This is a genomic window from Gordonia insulae, assembly GCF_003855095.1.
GTDB classification, from domain to species: Bacteria; Actinomycetota; Actinomycetes; order Mycobacteriales; family Mycobacteriaceae; genus Gordonia; species Gordonia insulae.
In genome coordinates this window covers 5517166-5538529 of sequence record NZ_CP033972.1, presented here as the reverse complement: position 1 = coordinate 5538529, position 21364 = coordinate 5517166, and the positions used below count along the sequence as shown (strand labels likewise).

Here is a 21364-nt window from a genome sequence, read left to right as displayed (position 1 = left end):
TGAGGAAGTCGGGTGCTGCCGGGATGTGGGTGGGTCAGTAGCGGTAGTGCTCAGGCTTGAACGGACCGTCGACGTCGACGTTGATGTACTCGGCCTGCTCCTTGGTGAGCTTGGTGAGAGTGCCGCCGAGTGCCTCGACGTGGATCTTCGCCACCTTCTCGTCCAGGTGCTTGGGCAGGCGGTAGACCTCGTTGTCGTACTCGTCGTTCTTGGTCCACAGTTCGATCTGCGCGATCACCTGGTTGGAGAAGCTGTTGCTCATCACGAACGACGGGTGACCTGTGGCGTTGCCCAGGTTCAGCAGTCGGCCCTCGGACAGCACGATGATCGAGTTTCCGGAGTCGAAGATCCACTGGTCGACCTGCGGCTTGATGGTGATCCGCTTGGCGCCGGAGTTCTCGAGTCCGGCCATGTCGATCTCGTTGTCGAAGTGGCCGATGTTGCCGAGAATGGCCTGGTTCTTCATCTGACGCATGTGCGCCAGCGTGATGATCCCCAGGTTGCCGGTCGAGGTGATGACGATGTCGGCGTTGCCGATGGCCTCCTCGACCGTCACGACGTCGAATCCGTCCATCAGCGCCTGCAGCGCGTTGATCGGATCGATCTCGGTGACCTGCACGCGTGCGCCCTGGCCGGCCAGCGACTCGGCGCAGCCCTTGCCCACGTCCCCGTAGCCGCAGATGAGGACCTTCTTGCCGCCGATCAGCACGTCGGTGCCGCGGTTGATGCCGTCGATCAGCGAGTGGCGGGTGCCGTACTTGTTGTCGAACTTGGACTTGGTGACCGAGTCGTTGACGTTGATCGCCGGGAACGTCAGTTCACCCGCGGCGGCGAACTGGTACAGGCGCAGCACACCGGTGGTGGTCTCCTCGGTCACACCCTGGACCGAGTCGGCGATCGTCGTCCACTTCGACTTGTCCGACTCGAAGCCGGCGCGCAGCAGTTCGAGGAAGACCTTGTACTCGGCGGAGTGGTCGTCGTCGGCCGGCGGGACCACGCCCGCCTTCTCGAACTCGGCGCCGCGCAGCACCAGCATGGTGGCGTCGCCGCCGTCGTCGAGAATCATGTTCGCCGGCTCGTTCGGCCAGGTCAGCATCTGCTCGGCGGCCCACCAGTACTCCTCGAGGGTCTCGCCCTTCCACGCGAAGACCGGGACACCCTTCGGCTCGTCCGGGGTGCCGTGGGGGCCGACGACGATCGCGGCCGCCGCGTGGTCCTGGGTGGAGAAGATGTTGCACGAGGCCCAGCGGACCTCCGCGCCGAGCGCGACCAGCGTCTCGATCAGCACCGCGGTCTGCACCGTCATGTGCAGCGAGCCCGAGACGCGAGCACCCTTGAGTGGCAGCACATCTGCATATTCGCGCCGCAGGGACATCAGGCCCGGCATCTCGTGCTCGGCCAACTCGATCTCCTTGCGGCCGAAGTCCGCGAGGGACAGGTCGGCCACCTTGAAGTCGATCCCGTTGCGGCTGTCGGCGTGCGGAGCCTGCGCAGTCGTCATCTGTTCCCCTTGTCGTTCGCTGTCGGGCACTGCTCGTGCAGTGCGGAAGGCGTTCGACTCAGGCTATCGGACCCCGTCGACCGGGCTGGAACCCGTCGGGGGCCGACCACTGGAGCGCCGGCCCGGGCCGGCCGGGATCCGGGCTACTGACGCTCTGGTGATCCGACCGGGTCGGCGACCTCGCCACGCTCACGTTTGCCGACCATCGAGTGGCGCTGGCTGTAGAGGAAGTAGATCGCCACACCGATCACCATCCAGACGATGAACCGAATCCAGGTGAGCGCCGACAGATTCAGCATCAGCCAGAGGCAGGCGAGGATGGCGAGAACCGGGATCACGGGTCCACCCGGCACGGTGAAGCCGCGCTCGAGATCGGGTCGGGTGCGCCGCAACACGACGACACCGGCGGCCACGACGATGAACGCGAACAGCGTGCCGACGTTCACCATCTCTTCGAGTTTGTCGATCGGGAAGAAGCCGGCGACGATCGCGACGACCACGCCGATCAGGATCGTCAGTCGGGCGGGCGTGCCGAACCGCGTGCTCGTCTTGGACAACGACCGCGGCAGCAGGCCGTCGCGGCACATCGCGAACAGCACCCGCGACTGCCCGAGCATCAGCACCATCACCACTGTCGTCAGACCGGCCAGAGCACCGATCGCGATGATCTTCTCGGCCCAGGTCACGCCGTTCAACGCGAATGCGTCCGCCAGGTTCTTGGCGTCGCCGTCGGGGCCCGTCGCGAGCTGCTTGTAGCTGACCATGCCGGTCACGACGATGGTGACGAGAACGTAGAGGACGGTCACGATGGCCAGCGAGCCGAGGATGCCGCGCGGGACGTCCTTGCGCGGATTCCGGGTCTCCTCGGCGGTGGTCGCGACGACGTCGAAGCCGATGAACGCGAAGAACACGATCGACGCAGCCGCCAGGACGCCGTACCAACCGTAGGCGCTGTCGCCGCCGCCGGTCATCAGGGAGAAGAGCGTCGAATCGACCGACTTCTCCGTCCCCGCACCGGTTTCGGCCGGCGGGACGAACGGCGCGTAGTTCTCGCTCTTGACGTAGAAGAAGCCGACAATGATCACCATCAGCACCACGGCGACCTTGATCGCGGTGATGACCGCGGACACCTGCGACGAGAGTCGCGTGCCCAGCACCAGCAGGGTGGTGACCACGGCGATGATCGCCATCGCTCCCCAGTCGACCGCGAGGCCACCGATGTCGACCGTGCCGCCGGCGAATCCGAAGACACTGCCGAGGTAACTCGACCACCCCTTGGCGACGACCGCCGCACCGACGGCGAACTCGAGGATGAGATCCCAGCCGAGAATCCAGGCGAGGAACTCGCCGAAGGTCGCGTAGCCGAACGTGTACGCCGATCCTGCGACGGGGACCGTCGAGGCGAACTCCGCGTAGCAGAGGGCGGCGAGCGCGCACGCGATCGCGGCCATCACGAACGACAGTGAGATGGCCGGGCCTGCCTTGTTGCCCGCGGTGGACGCCGTGATGGTGAAGATGCCCGCGCCGATCACGACCGACACACCGAAGACGATCAGGTTCCAGGCGGACAGGTTCTTGCGGAGACTGTGTTCGGGTTCGTCCGTATCTGCCATCGACTGCTCGATGGATTTGATGCGGGTGAGCGGATTGGACATCCGTGGGCCTCCCGGTTTCCGAGCCGGGGTCAGGATCGCTGGCCGACTCGATCGTCGCGAACGTCTGGTGAAGCGATTGCCAACGCTAGCCGACCGTCACCCGACGCGCGTGCCGATTGATCGTTCGCGTGTCGGCCGCGGCGCACGCGGTGGCTCAGTCCGTGGTCGCGCGGTTTGATGTCGGGCCCCGGAAAGACGACCCGGCCCGTCCCGCGCCCGACCGATTCATCCCGGCCTCCCGGCGCAGGACTCCACTGCGTGGGACTGCACTGGGCGGGACTCCACTGGGCAGGACTCCACTGGGCGGGACTCAACTGGGGCCGAGTGCGATCAGCACAGACGACGAGAGCCCACCGCGGGGAAGATCGGGGTGGGCTCTCGTGATGGCGATCAGGCGTGGAAGGTGGCCCCGACCGACTTGTCGGTGTGCGCCATCCGCTCCGAGGCATTCGAGACGCCCCGGCCCAGGCCGCCGAGCTGCATGCGGGCTTCCTCGTACAGCTTGTCCCAGTGCGCCTGCGCGACGCGGTAGCCTTCGGCGCCTTCCGGGGACGTCCAGTTGCCGCTGAGCTTGGTGACCTCACTCTTCAGCTGATCGGACAGTTCACCCAGTGCACCGAAGTGGCGGTTCAGGTCGCCGGAAAGGGTGTCGAGACCGGCGAAGTCGTACTTGATGGGTTCGGACATGAGAGCTCCTCGGGTTGATCGAAGGGGGTGTGTGCGGGCGGGATTCAGATGGTGAGATGTCCGCCGGTGCTGGCGGCGATCGTCTGCGCGAGATCTTCGTCGTGCTCGGCGTATCCCTTGAACCCGGTGGTCAACTTGCCCTCGATCTCGTCGAGAGCGGCCTGCAGCTTGGCGGCCGTGGCGCTCCAGTCGGTCTGCGTGGAGTTGTAGGACTTCGCGGCCGAACCGCCCCACGATCCCATCCCGCTGTCCGCCGAACTCTGGACCTGCCGGAGAATGCCGCGCATCGTCTCAACGATCCCGCTGATCGACTGCGACGATGCCTGCGCGGCAACCACATCGAGATTCAATCCCGAGTTTGCACCTGTCATGCTTGTTTCCTCCTGTGTAACGGCACCGCACGGCGATGCTCGGGTGGTATCCGCGGACAGTGGCCCACGCGCGACGCTCCCGGCGTCGACGACAGAGATACCCTGACATTTCCCCCGCCCGGTTCACGGCATCCACCGCCCCTCGGGCAGGGTCTCGATCAGCAGGCCGACGGCCTGTCCGATGCGGTGACCGCTACCCGGGGAGAGGGTGGTCCACACCCGTCCGTCCGGAGACTTGCTGGGACTGGCGACGATCCGACCCCGATCGGTGTCGAAGATCGCCAATGCACCAGAAGATTGTGTACTCGTCCCGCCGGTCCAGGAGACCGCGACGATCTCCGACCTGGCGTGGGCGCTGGTCAGTCCCGCCGCCAGGGCGACCGCATCGGAACTCGTCGCGCCGAGCGCGTGCAGCGCATCCGCGACGTCGTTCGAGCTCACGCAGGTGGCCAGACGCGCGGCGAGCTCGTCGGCCGGGGCGCTGAACCCGCCGAACGTCGCACCATCCGCCGGCGGAAACTCTCGCGCGACGATTGCCCCCAGCTCGGATTCGGCGGCAACGTCGAGGTGTCGCAATCCGATCTGCCCGCCTTCGCGACGCGCGATGACGTGGTCATGACCGTTGCGCGCCAAGCAGATCCGCACGGTTTCTGGGGCGCGTCGGCCGTCTCCGGCCGCGCCATCCCCATCCCCGTCGCCATCGGCATCGGCATCGGCATCGGACACGATGCGGATCTCGAGTTGGCGCTCGGGCGCCGACAGCACCCGTAGCGCCGCGGCCACCCACGCCGACGGCTCACCGCCCTCCATCAGCCCGCGGCCATGGATCTCGCGATCGGCCGCCGCCGCGACCGCGTTCAGTTCGTCGGCGTCGTCGTGTGTACGCCACAGGTCGAGCACGACCGGCCAGGTCTGCACGCCGACGAGTTCACCGAGGCGAAGGAGTTCCGGCACGCCGAGGACCGTCGCGGGTTCCGCTGTCACACTCCACATGTCAGGCCCCCGTCCGACCGTCGAGAGCGAGGGTCTCGTCGAGATACCTGGGGTCGAGCGGTCGGTCACCGTGTCCGGTCGAGAGATGGTGCGCAACAGGCTGTTCGGCGACGGCCAGCTCGGCCCAGGTGGCGGTGCCGTCGGCAGCTGCGGCCGCCCCGGACGGCTCGACGTCGGTCGCCGGCTCGGCCGCACCCGCCCCACGCGCGATGACACGCTCGGTCGTCGCAGCCCCGTGCGGGGCCATGGGCGGCGCAACCGGTCCGGTCGGCGTTCCGGTTCCGGTCGACGGCGCGGTCACCGGCGCGGTGGTGGCAGCCGGGCCGGCACCGGCCAGGATCGTCGGTGCATACCGCGTCTTCTCCGGTGCCGGGACCGCAAGAGCCGGCCCCACTCCGCCCATCATCGACGCCCCCGGCGCGACCGGCGGGGTGACGGTCGCCTGCCGAGCCGCGGCCCGGGCCGCGGTCTCGCGCGCGGCGCGCTCCGCACCGAGTGCCGTCGCCGACACCAGGTTCGGCGCCGCGGGACCGCCGGGCCACGGCTGGGCGGCGGGTTCGGTGGCCGCCTCGTAGGTCTCCATCACCCGCGCGGCCCGCATCCGCTGGTCGTGCAGTGCGCGTTCGGCCTGCGCAGCGGCGCCGACGAGGGCGGGCGCGAGCGCGCTCACCGTGGTCGCCACGTCCTTGGCCTTCTCGGCCAGATCCACCTCGGCCAGGTTGGGCATCGTCATGCGCGCCACGGTCACCGCGGCCGCCTGAGTCTCGGCGCGTGCCGCGGTCCGGCCGGCTGCCGCGGCCGCCTCGGCGAACCACGGCACCAGGCGGGTCAGCTTCTCGAACGCCTCACTGGTGTACGACGACCGCCAGTGCACGCCGAGGGCCGCGAGGATCGACCCGTACTCCGCACCTGCCGAGCCCAGTTCGGCGGCCACATCGGCCCAGGCGAGTCCGGCCTCGACGAGGGGCGCCGGGCCCGCGCCGTCACCGAGGTCGAGGGCGAGCTGCTCGGTGGTACGTGCGTCCCAGACGACGCCGGTGAAACCGGTCATGTCAATCTCCCTTCTCGTCCGATGACGGGTGTCGCGATGGTGGGTGTGGCGATGGTGGATCTCGCCGTGCGGTCGGTCGTCAGAGGCGGAATGCCGCCGCGGCGTCGTCCTCACCGCGGGTGAACCCGCCGGCCTGGGCACGCAGGACCGCAGCGATCTTGCGAAGCTCCTCGACGCCGCGGGCAGAGTCCTCGGTGAACGACTCGGCGACCGCGGTGAAGGACGCGGCAGACGTCTGCGACACCTCGTCGCGTCCGGCCGCGCGCACGGTCAGCGCGGGGGTCACCGCGCCGAGCGAGTGCGCCAACCGGTCGGCGAGCCCGTCGAGACGGCTCGCCGCCGAGATCAGCTCTGCGGGATCGACATTCAGCTGCGATTCGGTCATGTCTCCTCGTTCGGGTCGGTCTTCGCGGCGGTTCTGGTGTCAGGAATCGGTGGCGGGTCCGGGTGGTCCCAACCGGAGCTCGATGTCGGGCGACGACGTCGTGTCCACCTGCGCCTCCTCGTGTCCGAGCACGGCGGGCACCACGTCGGGCACATCCCCCACAACCTGCTGTCCGTTGTCCTCGGTCACCAGGTAGTCGGGCACCTGATGTTCTTCATTGGACGCACCGGCGCCCCGCGCGGTTCCCGCGCCGCCCATCGGGGCCATCGACCCCGGGACCGCGCCGGTCGGGGTGACGGTGGCACGCGGGGTCGTCTGCGGGCTGTATCCCGCCGGCTCCGTCATTCCCGGGGTGGCACTCATGAACGGGCGAGCCGCCAACGGAGCGGACACCGCACCGATGGATCCACCCGCACCCCCTGCATGGCCCTTGGCTCCTCCGCCGCCCGGGCCGGGGCCACCGGGGCCCTTGGGTTTCGGGGTGACGTCGGTGCGACCCGTCAACGGATCGGTCTTGGTGGCCGACAGCATGCTGCTGACCGGCGACGCGATCATCGACGGCAACTCGGTCGCCGACGACACCGCAGGCGACGCACCGTCGAGGACCGCGCTGGCCACCGCAAACGGCGATTGGGCGGCCGCACCGGGCGTCGGGGCGCCGGTCACCGGCACCTGCGCACCGTTCGTGGTCATCTTCGCGGTGGGTCCGAGCAGTTGCGCACGCGTCACGGCGACCTGCGTGGTGGCCTCGGCGAGGCCCTCGGTCGCGAAGCCGACCGCCGCGCCCTGACCGAACGGGGTCATGATGAGCGGGATCGTCGCGGAGATCTTCGCGATCGTCGCAGCGATGATCGCTTGTACCGCAGCCAATCCCGCCCCGACGATGCCCGCAGCCGCCTGGATGTCGAACGACATCCCGGTGCCCTGCGTGGTCACGTTGGCCGTGTCGGCTGTGGTGACCGCCGACTTCCCGACCGCGGCTGTCGACGCGGTTCCGGTCCACAGTTTGTCGAGTGCCTTGACCGCCCCCGAACCCATCGACATCGTGGTCTCGAGGACCTTCGACAAACTCTGGAAGATCGCCGAGGGGTCGAAGTCGCCGGCCGACAGGTCGCCGGTGCCGAAGCCCCCGAGCAGATCGGTCAACGGCTTGATCAGCAGACCGAGGTCCAGCGGCGGCAGCGGTGGCAGACCGGGCAGTGGGCCCATCGTGGGTGGTGGCAGTGCAGGCAGGCCGGGCAGTCCGTGACCGGCGAGGACGTCGGCGACCGACGTGTCCAGGATGGGTCCGATCGGTGAGGCATCGATCATCTCCTGCACCGTCATGTGGGTCATGGCGGGCACATCGGGGATCCCGACCGGAAGGCCGGGTACGGGCGACCCGGTCACAGGACCGATCGGATCGCGGCGCCGGCCGCGCCATCCTCGGCATCGAACTGGGCGAGTCCGGCAAACGTCGCCGCTGCGCTGCCCGCATGGACGGCCGCCAGATTGCCCACCGACATCAGGTGATTGGCCTGGGCGACGATGAACGACGCCAGGAATTCCTGCCCGATGAGACCGAACACCGGGATCATCACCGCGGTGTTCGCCGCCGCATTGATCGAGCCGGCGGCCCCGACCGCGGTCGACATCGCCGCACTCGTCGCGCCGAACGCCTCGACCACCTCTGGCACAACCGTCACATCGCTCATCGCTGTTCCCTCCCGTTCACGGCCGTCGGTTTCCACTTCTCCCGATGCACTTGCTACTTCAGACGCACCAGGTGTCGATCAGGTTCCATCGTCTTCTGGTCGATTTCTCGACCCGGTCTCTGCGGTCGGTCACCACGTCGTTCAGTCACCACTGCGTTCAGTCACCACGGGGGCGCGAGTCGAGCAGCTCGGCGAACGACTCGTTGAACTCCTCGGTGATCAACGCCCGTTTGGCGAAGGCACGTTGCGCCGCCAATGCCGCGGTGGCGACGATCAGTTCACCGAGACGGGTGCCGCCGAGTTCGTTGGCGCCGGGCGCCAGCCACAGACCGGTCAACGCACCGACACCGTCGACGTCGACGGTCACCAGGTCGTCGGCCGACGTCTCGCGCACACTGATCGCCGCGTATCTCTCGTTCAGTTCGTATAGCCCGTTCAACTGCGCATTGGCGCGGGCCTCGAGTTCATCCATCGCCCAGCTCATGGCGTCCCGCTCCTCACACCGACCGCAGCCACGACGACGGCGCGTCGAGGTCGTGGTCGTCGAGTTGCTCGGCGCGGGCCAGGTCGTCGGAGCGCGGCAGCTTCATCGCGTCGACGACATCACGGCCGACACCGGAGTCGATCAACTGTTCGCGCAAGCGGATTCCGGCAGCCATCGCCGACTGCTGACACAGGCGCAGGATCTCACCGGCGAGCACCGCCGGGTCCTTGGCCAGGGCCGAGTTGTCGATCCGCACCGATACCGGCAGACCCTGCTGCGTGGTGACGACGGCGAGCGAACCCGATCGGGAACGCGCGGTGGACAACGCGTGCGCGTCCACACCGTCCTGCGCAACCGCGGGAGTGTGTGCGCGGGAGTGATCCCACCCGCTGTGACCTCGTGCGTTCATCGCCATCCGACCCCCTTCATGACATTTGGACGCAACGCGACCGCCATCGGTTCCACTCGATCCGACGGAATGCATTCGGGCCCCCGACCGACCGTGCAGACGACGCGGAATCCGCGCCGGTACCTCCCCGGGTCGACGCGGGTACACACCGGTACCGATCGACCTGCACAGATCCTGCCACAACGACATTGGGCCGACCACACAACACCCGCGTTTCCCCTCGTTCGAACGAATGAGAGGAGAACCCCGACGTGGCGTGCCGGACGGCGACATGCGAGCATCGCCGACCCGACCCGCGCGGACCCAGTGAAACACGATCGGCAATGCTGGCAGGGTGAGGAACACCGACGTCTCCCCCACGGGCGCCCTCGACGGTCTCCGCGTCCTCGAACTGGGCACGCTCATCGCCGGCCCGTTCGCCGGGCGCCTCCTCGGCGACATGGGCGCGGAGGTCATCAAGGTCGAGGCGCCCGGCTCGCCGGACCCGATCCGCACGTGGGGCCAGGCCGAGGTCGACGGGGAACGCGTGTACTGGACCACGCACGCCCGCAACAAGAAGGCGATCACGCTCGACCTGCGTGCAGCGGCCGGCCGCGAGATCTTCCTCGACCTCGTCGACCGGTCCGACATCATCGTGGAGAACTTCCGTCCCGGCACCCTCGAACGATGGGACCTCGGTTATGACGTGCTGGCGGTACGAAATCCGGGCATCATCCTGGTCCGGGTGTCCGGTTACGGGCAGACCGGACCCGCGGCCGGTCGCGCCGGTTACGCGTCGGTGGCCGAGGCGGAGAGCGGCCTGCGCTATCTGAACGGTTACCCAGGTGAGGCGCCGCCCCGGCTGGCACTGTCGCTCGGCGACACGCTCGCCGGGATGTTCGCGGCGCAGGGCGCGTTGGCCGCGGTCTACCGGCGCACCGTGACCGGCCGCGGACAGGTGGTCGACACGGCCCTCACCGAGGCCTGCCTCGCGGTGCAGGAGTCGACGATCGCGGATTACGATCTCGCCGGCGTCGTCCGCGGTCCGTCGGGTACCCGGCTCGACGGCATCGCGCCGTCCAATCTCTATCAGGCCGCGGACGGTCTCCGCGTGGTGATCGCCGCCAACCAGGACACGGTGTTCCGGCGACTGTGTGCCGCGATGGGGCAACCCGAATTGGCCACCGACCCGCGATTCGCCGACCATTCGGCCCGTGGGGTGAACCAGGACGAACTCGACGGGATCATCGCCGATTGGGCGGTCCGTCATTCCAGCGACGAACTGATCACCCTGCTCGGTGCCGCCGGTGTGGTGGTGGGACCGGTGAACACGGTGGCCGAGGTGGTGCGCGATCCCCAGATGCTGGCCCGGGACATGATGGTTCCCCATCACGACGAACGCCTGGGGCGCGACGTGCTGGGGCCCGGGATCGTGCCGAAGCTGTCCGAGTCGCCGGGCAGCGTCCGCACCGCCGGGCCTCCCCGCCCCGGGGCACACAACGACGAGGTCTACCGCGACCTCCTGGGGCTCGACGACGTCACCCTGGCCGATCTCGCCGACCGGGCCGTCATCTGACGCAGCCCGATCCGGCCCGCGCACCTGACTCCGGCGATCTGGACGGAACACCGAACGGGGCAGGTCAGCGCCCCGACGGGACACCCGTGCAGTTCTGCGCCGCCGAGTGGCTTCGGTAGACTCCCGGTCGACGATGGATTCACGCCATCGAACCATCTACAGGGGGACCATTCCGCATGACGTACGACGACTCCGGGAGTTTGGACAATTCCGGTGTGCCGGCGCCCCCGCCGTGGCTCCAGTTCGCCGAACCACACGTCGCCGAGCCCGAGCCATCCGAGGCGCCGCAACCCACCGCACCGTCTCGAGAACAGTCCGCATACCCGACCCAACCGCCGGTGGAGGCGACCCGACCCGATCACGCCGCCACCCGCCCGCCGACGCCCGGACCCACATCCGCACACCTCGACGGTGGCCCCGTGGACCGGACCGAAACGCAGGTCCCGCAAGGCATCCCGCCGCAGTACGCGCAGGGCATGCCGCCTCAGATGGCACCGCAGCAGATGCCACCGCCCCCGGCGCCACCGCAGCCCCCCTATCCCCGGCAGGGCCCGCCACCGGGACCGCCCGGACACCTGCCACCACAGCCGATGGGCACCGGCGCCCCGTACGGCGGTGGCTATCCGATGAACCCGCCGGGCTACGGCGACCCGCATTCGGGCCCGGCACTCGACGAGGTAGCCCTCATCCGCAAGGCCCGACGAGCGCCGAGTCGCGGGTGGCGACGCGCCGTGCACACGATCTCGGCGGGCGCGATCAACCCCGGCGAATCAGCCGCAGACCTCGAGTACAAGCATCTGCTCGAGCGGGTGAACCGGCCGGTCCGGGGCGACTATCGGATCGCCGTGCTCTCGCTGAAGGGCGGCGTCGGCAAGACCACCACGACGGTGGGCCTGGGTTCGACCTTCGCCTCGTTGCGGGGCGACCGGGTCATCGCGGTCGACGCGAACCCGGACCTGGGCACCCTCGCGCAGCGCGTCCCGCAGCAGACCCGATCCACGGTCCGCGATCTGCTCGCGGACCCGAACGTCTACCGCTACTCCGACGTCCGCGCGCACACCTCGCAGGCCCCGAGTCGACTCGAAGTCCTTGCCTCCGAACGTGATCCAGCGATGGCCGAGGCATTCAGCGACGAAGAATACCGCGGGGTCATGCGCATCCTGCAACGGTTCTACAACATCATCATCACCGACTGCGGAACGGGGCTGAGCCATTCCGCGATGAACGGAGTGCTCGACCTGGCGAACGCCATCATCCTGGTCAGCTCGCCGGCCATGGACGGCGCCCGGAGTGCCGGGGCCACGCTGGACTGGCTCGAGGCCCACGGGTTCGGCCACCTGGTCTCACGCGCAGTGGTGGTGCTCAGTTCCTCTCGGCCGGGGGCGTCGACCATCGACACCACCGCACTGAGTCAGCACTTCCTGACGCGCTGCCGCGCGGTACACGAGATCCCGTTCGACGACCACCTCTCCGAGGGCGCCGACGTGGACCTCGACCTCGTCAGCAAGCAGACCCGGCAGGCATTCGCCGAGCTCGCGGCGACCATCGCCGACGATTTCACGGCGGCGTCGTCGGAGCGGGAGGAGCCCTTCTACCAGTGAGTCGGCGTCATCTCGGCGGCTCGTCGGAGACGGCCTCGTCCTTCCCTGGGTGAGGTGGCCGCCCGGCCTGGGCTGCGCGACTCCGCCGGACAGTGCGCCAGCGACGCCCCACATGGATCGCGGTCGGGATCAGGACGGTGAGCACCGAGGCGAGAATGAACACCTCGATGTGGTCCCGGATGATCGCGACCTGTCCCAGTGAGTGCCCGAGCAGGATGATCCCGGCGGCCCAGGTGATACTGCCGAGCACGCTGAACAGGGTGAATGTCCGGTACGGCATGCGGGTGAATCCGGCGACCAGCGGCGTGAGCGTCCGAACGATCCCGACGAAGCGTGCGAAGAAGACCGTGAGCGCGCCGAATCGCTCGAAATACCGGTGGGTCTTCTCCAGCGGTTCGGGTCCGATCCAGGACATCAGCCGACCTTCGACGACGCTCGACCCGAGCCGTCTGCCGATGAGGTAGCCCACCTGATCGCCGACGATGGCGGCCGCGGGCACCGCGACGCAGAGCAGCCACAGCGGCGCGAACGGATCGGGTTGCGCCGCAAGCACACCAGCGGTGAACAGCACCGAGTCGCCGGGAAACACGAATCCGATCAGCAGGCCGGTTTCGACGAAGATCAGGATGCACAGCCCGATCAGTCCACCGGTCGTCAGGAAGGTGTCGACATCGAACGGATTCATCATGGTCCAGCCTAGTGACGCCGACGGCGATATGCGGTCGGCGAACCACCTGTTCATGGGTCCGTGGAGTGTGATCTCGTGCCGAGGTTAACTCGATGCAACATCTTGGGCGAGATGTGCCAACGTACGGTTTACTCGGGGGTAAGGATGTCGGCACCAGCGTCGGTCGGCATACACCGCCCAGCGGCCGACGCCGCAGCAGAAGCCGCAGCCCGAGACATCACGCAGACGTGATCACGAGGAGCCACCGTGTCCGGTAGTACGCACCCGCCCACTTCGAGTTCGCGTGGTCGCGCCCGAACCCAGTCCGGCAAGACCCCGGCGCTGCGGCCCGTCACCGACACCGAGATGCGCATCGAGTACCACACCATCCACGGTTATCGCCGCGCCTATCGCATCGCGGGCAGTGGACCCGCACTGCTGTTGATCCACGGCATCGGCGACAACTCGTCGACGTGGGACGACATCATCCCCACCCTGGCGCAGCACTACACGGTCATCGCCCCCGACCTCTTGGGGCACGGCCGCTCGGAGAAGCCGCGCGCCGACTACTCGGTTCCCGCTTTCGCGAACGGCATGCGCGACCTGCTGGTCGTCCTGGGCCACAGCAAGGTCACCGTCGTCGGCCACTCGCTCGGCGGCGGTGTCGCCATGCAGTTCTGTTATCAGTTCCCCCGCTTTGTCGAACGTCTGGTCCTGGTGGCCGCGGGCGGCGTGACCCGCGAGGTCCATCCCGCGCTCCGACTCGTGACGATGCCGGTGGCGCACGAGATCCTCACCCTGCTGCGTGTGCCGGGTGTGATGCCGACGCTGCGCGGAGCGGCCCGGACGCTGGCGGCCGCCCCACACGTCCCCGGTATCCCCGCAGGCGTCTCACCGCGGCGGATGTTGAACGATCACGAGGATCTGGTCCGGGTGCTCGGCGATCTCGCCGACCCGACCGCATCCCAGGCATTCATGCGCACGCTGCGCGCAGTGGTGGATTGGCGTGGCCAGGTGGTCACGATGATGGATCGTTGCTATCTCACCGAGCGCCTCCCGGTCCTGCTGATCTGGGGCGACGAGGACACGGTGATCCCTTATCACCACGCGCAACTCGCGCACTCGGCGATTCCGCACTCCGAACTGGTCACCTTCGCCGGTTGTGGGCACTTCCCGTTCCACAGCGACCCGGAACACTTCACGAAGGTCATCATCGACTTCATCGAAGGCAACGAGGCCGTGATGTTCGATCCAGCCAACTGGCGACACCTGATGAGTGAGGGGCAGCGTCCGCAGGACTTCACCGGCGACGAGGACACCGTCGAGGCCGTGCTCGAGGCCATCGAGGACGAGCGAAGCGCCACGTAACGGGGCGAGCGAAGCGACGGGGAATGCTGACCGGGCGAGCGAAGCGACGGGGAACGGTGACCGCGCCGCCGGTCGGCCGAACGACGTCTCCCCCGTCCTCGGACCGGCGTGCGATGATGTGGCGATGAGCTACCCGGGACCGAACCCGAACGACCCCTATCGCGATCCCCAGTCCCACGGCGCTGGTGACCCGTACGCGCAGGGCGCGCCGAACCCGCAGGCGGATCCGTATGCCCAGGCCGATCCGTATGCGCAGGCCAATCCGTACGTGCAGCCCAATCCGTATGCGCAGGCCGACCCCTACGCCCAGCCGAACCCGTATCCGGCGGACCCGAATGCGTTCGGGGCGACGGGGTACGGACAGCAGCAGCCCTACGGTTACGGGGTGCCGCCGGGCGGAGTTCAGCCGTACGGCGCCTACGGGTCCGCCTATCCGGGGATGGATCCCTCCGCACCGTTCGGCCGGGACCCGTCGTCCGGTCTCCCGTACTCGGACAAGTCCAAGATCGTCGCCGGTCTCCTGCAGATCTTCCTCGGCAGCCTCGGGGTGGGCCGGTTCTACATCGGCGACAACCAGACCGGCGGAATACAGTTGGCGCTCACCATCATCGGCTGGGTCACCGCGATCTTCATCGTCGGACTGTTCATCCTGATGGGTGTCGGCCTCTGGGCACTGATCGACGGCATCATGATGCTGACCGGCAGCGTCCGGGACCGCAACGGACTACCCCTGCGTTCCTGACCTGATCGCTCGACCGCCCGGCCCGGCTACCGGCCGCCCGCCTCCTCGACGGCCCGGCGGTGCAGTTCGGCCGCCACCCGCACAGGTGAGTTCACCTCGCCGTACCCGCGATATCCGTTGCGACGGCAGACGACCTCGAAGAACAGGTCTTCTCCGATGGTCGGCGTGAAGAAGTGCAGGAACTCTCCGCCGTGCCCGTCGTTGTCGTAGAGGATGTCCAGATCGCGCATCTGCTCGATCATGTTCTCGGGCAGGTCGTATCGCGCCCGCAGGTCGTCGTAGTAGTTGTCGGGGATGGAGAGTGCACGCAGCCCGCGGGATCGGCACGCTCGTGCCACATCGACGATGTCGTCGCAGGCGAACGCCGCGTGCGTCAGGCCACCGCGTCGACGGAGCGGACCGTGCGCGTCGAGCTGGCTCGGCACCATCGATGCCACGATCCGCACGGTCGATCCGGATGCGGTGGGCATCGTCAGGGCCTGGCTGCGCATCGTGCCGACCGCGTCCGGGACGTCGAGGCCGTCGTCGACGTGCATGCCGAACACCGAGCGCAACAAGAGCATCGCGCCCTCCCAGTCGGCGGTGGCGATCCCGATGCCGACGTGGTCGACGCCGTCGAAGAGGTGCGACGGCGGCTCCGGCTGCCGTGGCACCAGGTCGAACCGCTGCTGCCACTCAGCCGCGGACACCACGGCGCGGAGATCGACGGCCAGCGTGTCGGTCACCTCGAGGCGCACCACCTCGTCGCCGGTCGAGACGGTTCCCGGCGCGGCCACCGAGGCGACCGGGACATCGAACGCGGCAGCCCGATCGGTCCACGCGGTCGGATCGTCGCTGCGCATACCGATCTGGGCGATCGACGGCATGTCGGCGGGCAGGCCCGGCGCCGTCCACACGGTACCGGCGGTCGCATCGACGACGACCGCGATGTCGGCATCACGATAGAGCCGCAGACCCGTCTCGCTGTCGACGCCCTGCAGATCGAAACCGATGTGCGACAACGTCTCCGCCACCTTCGGAGCCATCACCGGCCCGGCGGCGACCCGTACCGAGACGACGTCGCCGGTGACCCGGCGCAACTCGGCTCCGGCGGGATCGTGACCGGCCAACTCGGCCAGGTAACGCAGCGACCGGCGGGCGTCACGCGCGGTACGTCCCGCGTCGGCATGACGGAACAGGTCACTGAACACCTCGAGGGACCACGGACCTCGATATCCGGCCGCCTGCACCGCCCGGATGAATCCGGCCAGGTCGAAGTTGCCCTGCCCGGGCAGGCACCGGTGATGTCGACTCCACTGCAGCACGTCCATCTGCAGCTTCGGCGCGTCGGCGAGTTGAAGGAAGAAGATCGAGTCCGGCGCCATCGTCGCGATACCGGCCGGGTCGTCGTCGCGGGACAAGATGTGGAAGCTGTCGAGGCAGTTCCCGAGCACCGGATTGCCCACCATGTCGACGAGTCGCGCGGCATGACGATAGTCGTTGACGTGCCTCCCCCACGCCAGCGCCTCGTATGCCAGCCGTTTGCCGCGCTCGGCCGCGAGGTCCGCGGCGGTCGCGAGCTGTTCGCAGAGCCTGTCGTCGTCGACCACCGCCGTATCGAGCGGGGACGAGCACACGAGCAGCAGATCGCAGCCGAGGTCGTCCATCAGATCGAACTTTCGCTCGAGCCGGACGAGATTACGCGCGAACCGGTCGTCGACGGTGCTGTCGAGGTCGCGGAACGGCTGATAGAGATCGATGGAGAGCCCACGATCGGCGGCTGCCCGGGCGACCTCGCGCGGCCCCGCCGGCGCGGCGATGAGATCGGGTTCGAAGATCTCCACTCCGTCGAAGCCGGCCTCCGCAGCCGCATCCAGTTTCTCGTCGAGGGTGCCCGACAGACACACCGTGGCGATGGCGGTGGGTGGCAGACGGTCCCCCCGATTCACGGGTACGGCTGCCGTCGCGGTCGATGTGGTGGTGGCTGTGGTCATCGTCAACCTCCGGGAGTGACGTCGGACACTGTGGGCGTAAATGTACCAAACAGTTCATTAGCGAGTCCATGTCGAGTGAATACAGTTCGCTTTTGCGGTGCCACCACCTGCATCTATGGAACTTTTATGAACTATCTGGTTAGTTGTCTTGACGATGAATGAAGACCTTTGTAGTCTCAGTCACACGCCGCCCACGTGGTGGCGCCCACCACACCTGGAGGACCGATGACCACCACCCATCACGACCTGCCGGCGCCGGCGCCGCGCAAGGCCGCGCTGGCCAGCTTCATGGGCAGCCTTGTCGAGTACTACGACTTCTTCATCTTCGGCACCGCGTCAGCGCTGGTGTTCAACAAGATCTTCTTTCCCGAGTTCAGCTCGGGCGCAGGAACTCTCGCCGCCTTCGCCACCTTCGGCGTCGCCTACGTCGCACGCCCCGTCGGCGCGGTGATCCTGGGCCACTTCGGCGATCGCATCGGGCGCCAACGGGTGCTGGTGTTCACCCTGCTGCTGATGGGCGCTGCCACCTTCCTGATCGGCTGCCTGCCCGACTACAACACCATCGGCATCGCCGCACCCATCGCTCTCGTGTCCCTGCGCCTCCTGCAGGGCCTGTCCGCCGCCGGCGAGCAATCCGGCGCGAGTTCACTGACCGTCGAGCACTCCGACTCGGGCAAGCGTGCGTTCTATGCCAGTTGGACCCTCAACGGCACGCAGGCCGGTCTGCTGGTCGGCACCCTGGCGTTCATCCCGGTGGCCGCGCTGCCCGAGGACGCACTGCTCAGCTGGGGCTGGCGCATCCCGTTCCTGTTCAGCGCGGTGGTGATGATCGTCGCGTATCTGATCCGACGGACCATGCCCGAGACCCCGGTTTTCGAGGCCCTCGAAGACGCCGACGGCGTCTCCCAGATCCCGCTGTTCAACCTGCTGCGCAATCACTGGCGTCCGCTGCTGCGCGTGATCGCCTGCGCATTGATCTCGACCATGAGCACCCTCTTCTCCACCTTCGCGCTCAAGTACGCGACCGACGACTTCGAGGTCTCCAAGAGTTCGATGCTGATCGTGAGCGTCGTGGCGAACCTGACCATGCTGTTCACCCAGCCGTTGTGGGGCCTCGCATCCGATCGCATCGGACGCAAGCCGATCTTCATCGGCGGAGCGGTCGGCTGCGCAGTCCTCGCCTTCCCTTACCTGTTCCTGCTGACCACCGGCTCCTTCTGGGTGATCTTGTTCTCCACCTTGGTCATCCAGTCGTTCGTCTACGCTGCGGCCAACGCCATCTGGCCGTCGTTCTACGCGGAGATGTTCCCCGCCCAGGTCCGCTACTCCGGTGTCGCGATCGGTACGCAGATCGGCTTCATGAGCAGTGGTTTCCTGCCGCTCATCGCCGCGGCGATCCTCGGTGACGGCCGCATGGGCTGGGTCCCGGTCGCGATCGTCGTCGCGGTCTGCGCCCTGATCGCAGCAGCGGCCGCATCCACGGCGGTGGAGACCCACAAGACCGACACGATGCAGCTCGGTGTGCGGCCCGCCGCACCCGACGCCGCCGAGAAGCGACGCGTGCTCAACGGCTCGCCGGCCTGACCGTCCCGCTCATCGCCCTGCCCGACCACGAGAGAGACTCATGTTCCACTCCGAGTTCGCCACCGCCGCAAGCCGAATCCACGAGGGAGCAACAGTCTGCGCTCTGGTCGGGCAGGGCATCTCGCACTCCCTGACACCACCGATGCACGAACGTGAGGCCGCGGCTCACGGGCTACACCACAGTTACCTCGTCCTCGACGTTCCGCCCGCCGACGCACCGACCTTCGACCTCGGCGCGGTCCTCGACCGCGCGCAGGCGATCGGCATGCGGGGACTCAACGTCACCCATCCGTTCAAACAGCGTGTGCTCGATCTCCTCGACGAGCTGTCGCCCGGGGCCGAGCGATTGGGGGCCGTCAACACGGTGGTGTTCGACGACGGCCGCCGCATCGGCCACAACACCGACTGGTCGGGATTCGCACGCAACTTCGACCTCGGATTCGGCGACGAGAGTCCCGACCCCGTCTCGCGCTCGGCCGTCGTCCAACTCGGCGCGGGCGGCGCAGGTGCGGCGGTCGCGTACGCGATGCTGACGCGGGGGGTCGGGCGATTCCACATCGTCGACGCCGACCCCGTGCGGGCCCGGGCGCTCGCCGAGTCGCTGCGGCCGCTGTTCGTCGACACGACGGTCACCGCGGGCGGCGTCGACGACGCCGACACGCTGATCGCGCGAGCGGACGGTCTCGTCCATGCCACCCCGATCGGGATGGCCGCGCACCCCGGTATGGCGGTGTCGGCCGGCACCCTGCGTGCGGATCTCTGGGTCGCCGAGGTCGTCTACCGGCCGGTCGTCACCGAACTGATCGCCAACGCACGTTCAGTCGGCGCACGTACCCTCACCGGCGACGGGATGGCCGTCCATCAGGCCGTCGACGCGCTGCATCTGTTCCACGGCATCGAGCCCGACGCCGCGCGCATGACGCGCCACATCCGTGATCTGATCGCCGCCGAGGACGCCGCCGTGCCGCGGAGTGCGTGACCGTCGAGGACGGCGCCGGCAATGAACGAACGATAGAGTTCATCAGGTGACCACCGAGACCGTCCGCCGCCGCGACAGCGAACGCACCAAGGCGAACATCGTCGCCGTGGCCACCAAGGAATTCGCGAACAAGGGCTATGCCGGCGCCCGGGTGGACGAGATCGCCGCGAAGACCCACACCACCAAGCGGATGATCTACTACTACTACGGCGACAAGGACGGTCTCTACCAAGCCGTCCTGGAGACCTCCTACGGCAAGATCCGTCGCCTCGAACAGCGCGTCAGCCACATCGAGGACGACCCCGTCACCGCCATCCGGCAGCTCGCGGAGATCACCTTCGATCACCACGACCGCAATCCCGACTTCATCCGCATCGTCGCGGGCGAGAACATCCTCAAGGGCGCCCACATCAAGAACTCGGCCGCGGTCCAGGAGCTGGGCAGCCCAGCCGTCGACATCCTCGGTCGCATCCTCGAGGTGGGCCGCGACCGCGGTCTGTTCCGCACCGACGTCGACGCGCTCGATGTGCACCTGGCCATCAGCAGCTATTGCTTCTTCCGGGTGGCCAACCGCTACACGTTCAAGACATTGTTCGGCCGCGACCTCACCGCCGCCGATCAACGCCCCGGTCAGCGAAAGATGTTGGGCGACATGATTGTCGCATTCCTCACGGATCTCGGCACCGAGCTCGTCGACCTCACCGAAGCCCCGGACATCGACGGAGCCGATATCCCACCGACGGCGACCTGACCCGCGGTCGGCCGCGCGCGGCTCAGCCGCCGCAGCAGCCCCCACCCGATGACGTCCGGACGTCGCGGGTGATCTCGTTGCGGGCGGCGAGGTCGCCCGCGGCCGGGTAGTCGACCCCGACCAGGCACAGGCCACGCGCCTCGGCGACCGGGATGCGACTGTTGCGTTCGGTCTCGCCCAGCAGCCCGCGGCACCATTCGATGTCACGCCGACCGTCGCCGACGCTGGCCACCGCACCGACCAGCGACCGCACCATCGACCAGCAGAAGGCGTCAGCACTCACCCGGCCGATGAACACGCCGTCGGAGTCGACGGTCCAGTCGAATCGCTGCAGATCGCGGATCGTGGTGGCCCCCTCGCGGCGCCGGCAGAACGCGGCGAAGTCGTTGAGCCCCACCAGGCTCCGCGAGGCCACGTTGAGCGCTTCGACATCCAGCGGCCGCGACCACGTCGCGGTGGTGCGCGCATCCACCGGCTCGGCTCCCCAGCGGGCGTCGGTGAGCCGGTACACGTAGTGGCGGCGCAATGCCGAGAACCGGGCGTCGAAGTCATCGGTCACCCGCTCGATCCGCCGCACCCGGACGTCGTCGGGCAGCATCTTGGCGAGCCGGCCCACGAGCCGGGACGGGTCACCGGCGATGGACCGGGTGTCCAGCGCCGACTCGGCGACGTCGGCGTGCGTGACCTGGCCCGTGGCATGTACGCCCGCGTCGGTGCGTCCGGCGACGGTCAGCCGGATCGGCACCCGCAACACCGTCGACAGCGTCGACTCCAGCGTGTCGCACACGGTCCGCTGGCCGATCTGCCGGGCCCAGCCGGCGAAGTCGGTGCCGTCGTAGGAGACGTCGAGGCGCAAACGACAGAACCCGCCGTCACCTGATGCGGTGACGGCGGGTTCTGACAACTGCTGTGGA

At 68.2% G+C, this 21364-nt stretch carries 21 protein-coding genes; 7 read left to right on the top strand and 14 right to left on the bottom strand.

Annotation, left to right across the window (positions count from 1 at the left end; translation table 11 throughout):
- Positions 1 to 34 precede the first annotated feature (34 nt).
- From ahcY to D7316_RS24900, 11 genes are all read right to left on the bottom strand, one after another.
- Positions 35 to 1501, bottom strand: a complete 1467-nt coding sequence (ahcY, locus tag D7316_RS24950; RefSeq protein ID WP_124710647.1) for an adenosylhomocysteinase — start codon at positions 1499 to 1501, stop codon at positions 35 to 37.
- A gap of 143 nt (positions 1502 to 1644) precedes the next feature.
- On the bottom strand, positions 1645 to 3156 hold the full coding sequence (locus tag D7316_RS24945; RefSeq protein WP_124710646.1) for an amino acid permease: 1512 nt from the start codon (positions 3154 to 3156) through the stop codon (positions 1645 to 1647).
- 390 nt (positions 3157 to 3546) lie between these two features.
- A complete protein-coding gene (locus D7316_RS24940; RefSeq protein ID WP_124710645.1) occupies positions 3547 to 3843 on the bottom strand; it encodes a WXG100 family type VII secretion target in 297 nt (98 codons plus the stop codon).
- A 44-nt stretch (positions 3844 to 3887) separates the two neighbouring features.
- Complete coding sequence (locus tag D7316_RS24935; RefSeq protein WP_124710644.1) at positions 3888 to 4214, bottom strand: WXG100 family type VII secretion target; 327 nt, start codon at positions 4212 to 4214, stop codon at positions 3888 to 3890.
- 123 nt (positions 4215 to 4337) lie between these two features.
- The gene (locus D7316_RS24930; protein WP_124710643.1) at positions 4338 to 5207 is read right to left on the bottom strand and encodes an ESX secretion-associated protein EspG; all 870 of its coding nucleotides are present in this window, start codon (positions 5205 to 5207) and stop codon (positions 4338 to 4340) included.
- 1 nt (position 5208) lies between these two features.
- Positions 5209 to 6258 carry a PPE domain-containing protein gene (locus D7316_RS24925; protein WP_124710642.1) on the bottom strand — a complete coding sequence of 350 codons (1050 nt, stop codon included), beginning with the start codon at positions 6256 to 6258 and terminating at the stop codon, positions 5209 to 5211.
- A gap of 79 nt (positions 6259 to 6337) precedes the next feature.
- The gene (locus D7316_RS24920; RefSeq protein WP_124710641.1) at positions 6338 to 6643 is read right to left on the bottom strand and encodes a PE family protein; all 306 of its coding nucleotides are present in this window, start codon (positions 6641 to 6643) and stop codon (positions 6338 to 6340) included.
- A gap of 39 nt (positions 6644 to 6682) precedes the next feature.
- Positions 6683 to 7978 (bottom strand): hypothetical protein, encoded by a 1296-nt coding sequence (locus D7316_RS24915; protein ID WP_124710640.1) that lies wholly within the window; start codon positions 7976 to 7978, stop codon positions 6683 to 6685.
- A 50-nt stretch (positions 7979 to 8028) separates the two neighbouring features.
- Positions 8029 to 8337 carry a type VII secretion target gene (locus tag D7316_RS24910; protein WP_124710639.1) on the bottom strand — a complete coding sequence of 103 codons (309 nt, stop codon included), beginning with the start codon at positions 8335 to 8337 and terminating at the stop codon, positions 8029 to 8031.
- Positions 8338 to 8494: 157 nt separating this feature from the next.
- Positions 8495 to 8821 (bottom strand): YbaB/EbfC family nucleoid-associated protein, encoded by a 327-nt coding sequence (locus tag D7316_RS24905; RefSeq protein WP_124710638.1) that lies wholly within the window; start codon positions 8819 to 8821, stop codon positions 8495 to 8497.
- Between the two features lie 13 nt (positions 8822 to 8834).
- On the bottom strand, positions 8835 to 9230 hold the full coding sequence (locus tag D7316_RS24900) for a hypothetical protein (protein WP_232017071.1): 396 nt from the start codon (positions 9228 to 9230) through the stop codon (positions 8835 to 8837).
- Positions 9231 to 9564: 334 nt separating this feature from the next.
- Here D7316_RS24900 and D7316_RS24895 point away from each other — a divergent pair, with 334 nt between their 5' ends.
- Both D7316_RS24895 and D7316_RS24890 read left to right on the top strand, forming a co-directional pair.
- A complete protein-coding gene (locus tag D7316_RS24895) occupies positions 9565 to 10785 on the top strand; it encodes a CaiB/BaiF CoA transferase family protein (protein ID WP_124710637.1) in 1221 nt (406 codons plus the stop codon).
- 176 nt (positions 10786 to 10961) lie between these two features.
- Positions 10962 to 12386 (top strand): MinD/ParA family ATP-binding protein, encoded by a 1425-nt coding sequence (locus D7316_RS24890; protein WP_124710636.1) that lies wholly within the window; start codon positions 10962 to 10964, stop codon positions 12384 to 12386.
- A gap of 7 nt (positions 12387 to 12393) precedes the next feature.
- Here D7316_RS24890 and D7316_RS24885 read toward each other — a convergent pair whose 3' ends face one another.
- On the bottom strand, positions 12394 to 13071 hold the full coding sequence (locus D7316_RS24885) for a DedA family protein (RefSeq protein WP_124711565.1): 678 nt from the start codon (positions 13069 to 13071) through the stop codon (positions 12394 to 12396).
- Between the two features lie 348 nt (positions 13072 to 13419).
- Between D7316_RS24885 and D7316_RS24880 the strand changes: the two genes are divergently transcribed.
- Entirely contained in the window at positions 13420 to 14421 is a 1002-nt protein-coding gene (locus D7316_RS24880; protein ID WP_124711564.1) for an alpha/beta fold hydrolase, read from the top strand.
- Between the two features lie 124 nt (positions 14422 to 14545).
- The gene (locus D7316_RS24875; RefSeq protein ID WP_124710635.1) at positions 14546 to 15163 is read left to right on the top strand and encodes a TM2 domain-containing protein; all 618 of its coding nucleotides are present in this window, start codon (positions 14546 to 14548) and stop codon (positions 15161 to 15163) included.
- A 26-nt stretch (positions 15164 to 15189) separates the two neighbouring features.
- Here D7316_RS24875 and D7316_RS24870 read toward each other — a convergent pair whose 3' ends face one another.
- On the bottom strand, positions 15190 to 17136 hold the full coding sequence (locus D7316_RS24870; RefSeq protein ID WP_124710634.1) for a sugar phosphate isomerase/epimerase and 4-hydroxyphenylpyruvate domain-containing protein: 1947 nt from the start codon (positions 17134 to 17136) through the stop codon (positions 15190 to 15192).
- A 225-nt stretch (positions 17137 to 17361) separates the two neighbouring features.
- Here D7316_RS24870 and D7316_RS24865 point away from each other — a divergent pair, with 225 nt between their 5' ends.
- From D7316_RS24865 to D7316_RS24855, 3 genes are read left to right on the top strand one after another with little or no spacing between them, the layout of a single operon-like run.
- The gene (locus D7316_RS24865; RefSeq protein WP_124710633.1) at positions 17362 to 18720 is read left to right on the top strand and encodes an MFS transporter; all 1359 of its coding nucleotides are present in this window, start codon (positions 17362 to 17364) and stop codon (positions 18718 to 18720) included.
- A 40-nt stretch (positions 18721 to 18760) separates the two neighbouring features.
- Positions 18761 to 19699 (top strand): shikimate dehydrogenase, encoded by a 939-nt coding sequence (locus D7316_RS24860; protein ID WP_124710632.1) that lies wholly within the window; start codon positions 18761 to 18763, stop codon positions 19697 to 19699.
- A 46-nt stretch (positions 19700 to 19745) separates the two neighbouring features.
- Positions 19746 to 20450: a TetR/AcrR family transcriptional regulator gene (locus D7316_RS24855; protein ID WP_232017070.1), complete on the top strand. Its 705-nt coding sequence runs from the start codon at positions 19746 to 19748 to the stop codon at positions 20448 to 20450.
- A gap of 22 nt (positions 20451 to 20472) precedes the next feature.
- Here the strand turns inward: D7316_RS24855 and truA are convergent, their stop codons facing one another.
- Positions 20473 to 21354, bottom strand: a complete 882-nt coding sequence (truA, locus tag D7316_RS24850; RefSeq protein ID WP_124710631.1) for a tRNA pseudouridine(38-40) synthase TruA — start codon at positions 21352 to 21354, stop codon at positions 20473 to 20475.
- Between the last annotated feature and the right edge of the window lie 10 nt (positions 21355 to 21364).

What these genes read in the sequence shown, in the direction of transcription:
- ahcY (WP_124710647.1), bottom strand. Translation starts at nt 1,501, where the DNA reads ATGACGACTGCGCAGGCTCCGCACGCCGACAGCCGCAACGGGATCGAC.
- D7316_RS24945 (WP_124710646.1), bottom strand. Translation starts at nt 3,156, where the DNA reads ATGTCCAATCCGCTCACCCGCATCAAATCCATCGAGCAGTCGATGGCA.
- D7316_RS24940 (WP_124710645.1), bottom strand. Translation starts at nt 3,843, where the DNA reads ATGTCCGAACCCATCAAGTACGACTTCGCCGGTCTCGACACCCTTTCC.
- D7316_RS24935 (WP_124710644.1), bottom strand. Translation starts at nt 4,214, where the DNA reads ATGACAGGTGCAAACTCGGGATTGAATCTCGATGTGGTTGCCGCGCAG.
- D7316_RS24930 (WP_124710643.1), bottom strand. Translation starts at nt 5,207, where the DNA reads ATGTGGAGTGTGACAGCGGAACCCGCGACGGTCCTCGGCGTGCCGGAA.
- D7316_RS24925 (WP_124710642.1), bottom strand. Translation starts at nt 6,258, where the DNA reads ATGACCGGTTTCACCGGCGTCGTCTGGGACGCACGTACCACCGAGCAG.
- D7316_RS24920 (WP_124710641.1), bottom strand. Translation starts at nt 6,643, where the DNA reads ATGACCGAATCGCAGCTGAATGTCGATCCCGCAGAGCTGATCTCGGCG.
- D7316_RS24915 (WP_124710640.1), bottom strand. Translation starts at nt 7,978, where the DNA reads ATGACCCACATGACGGTGCAGGAGATGATCGATGCCTCACCGATCGGA.
- D7316_RS24910 (WP_124710639.1), bottom strand. Translation starts at nt 8,337, where the DNA reads ATGAGCGATGTGACGGTTGTGCCAGAGGTGGTCGAGGCGTTCGGCGCG.
- D7316_RS24905 (WP_124710638.1), bottom strand. Translation starts at nt 8,821, where the DNA reads ATGAGCTGGGCGATGGATGAACTCGAGGCCCGCGCCAATGCGCAGTTG.
- D7316_RS24900 (WP_232017071.1), bottom strand. Translation starts at nt 9,230, where the DNA reads ATGAACGCACGAGGTCACAGCGGGTGGGATCACTCCCGCGCACACACT.
- D7316_RS24890 (WP_124710636.1), top strand. Translation starts at nt 10,962, where the DNA reads ATGACGTACGACGACTCCGGGAGTTTGGACAATTCCGGTGTGCCGGCG.
- D7316_RS24885 (WP_124711565.1), bottom strand. Translation starts at nt 13,071, where the DNA reads ATGAATCCGTTCGATGTCGACACCTTCCTGACGACCGGTGGACTGATC.
- D7316_RS24880 (WP_124711564.1), top strand. Translation starts at nt 13,420, where the DNA reads ATGCGCATCGAGTACCACACCATCCACGGTTATCGCCGCGCCTATCGC.
- D7316_RS24875 (WP_124710635.1), top strand. Translation starts at nt 14,546, where the DNA reads ATGAGCTACCCGGGACCGAACCCGAACGACCCCTATCGCGATCCCCAG.
- D7316_RS24870 (WP_124710634.1), bottom strand. Translation starts at nt 17,136, where the DNA reads ATGACCACAGCCACCACCACATCGACCGCGACGGCAGCCGTACCCGTG.
- D7316_RS24865 (WP_124710633.1), top strand. Translation starts at nt 17,362, where the DNA reads ATGACCACCACCCATCACGACCTGCCGGCGCCGGCGCCGCGCAAGGCC.
- D7316_RS24860 (WP_124710632.1), top strand. Translation starts at nt 18,761, where the DNA reads ATGTTCCACTCCGAGTTCGCCACCGCCGCAAGCCGAATCCACGAGGGA.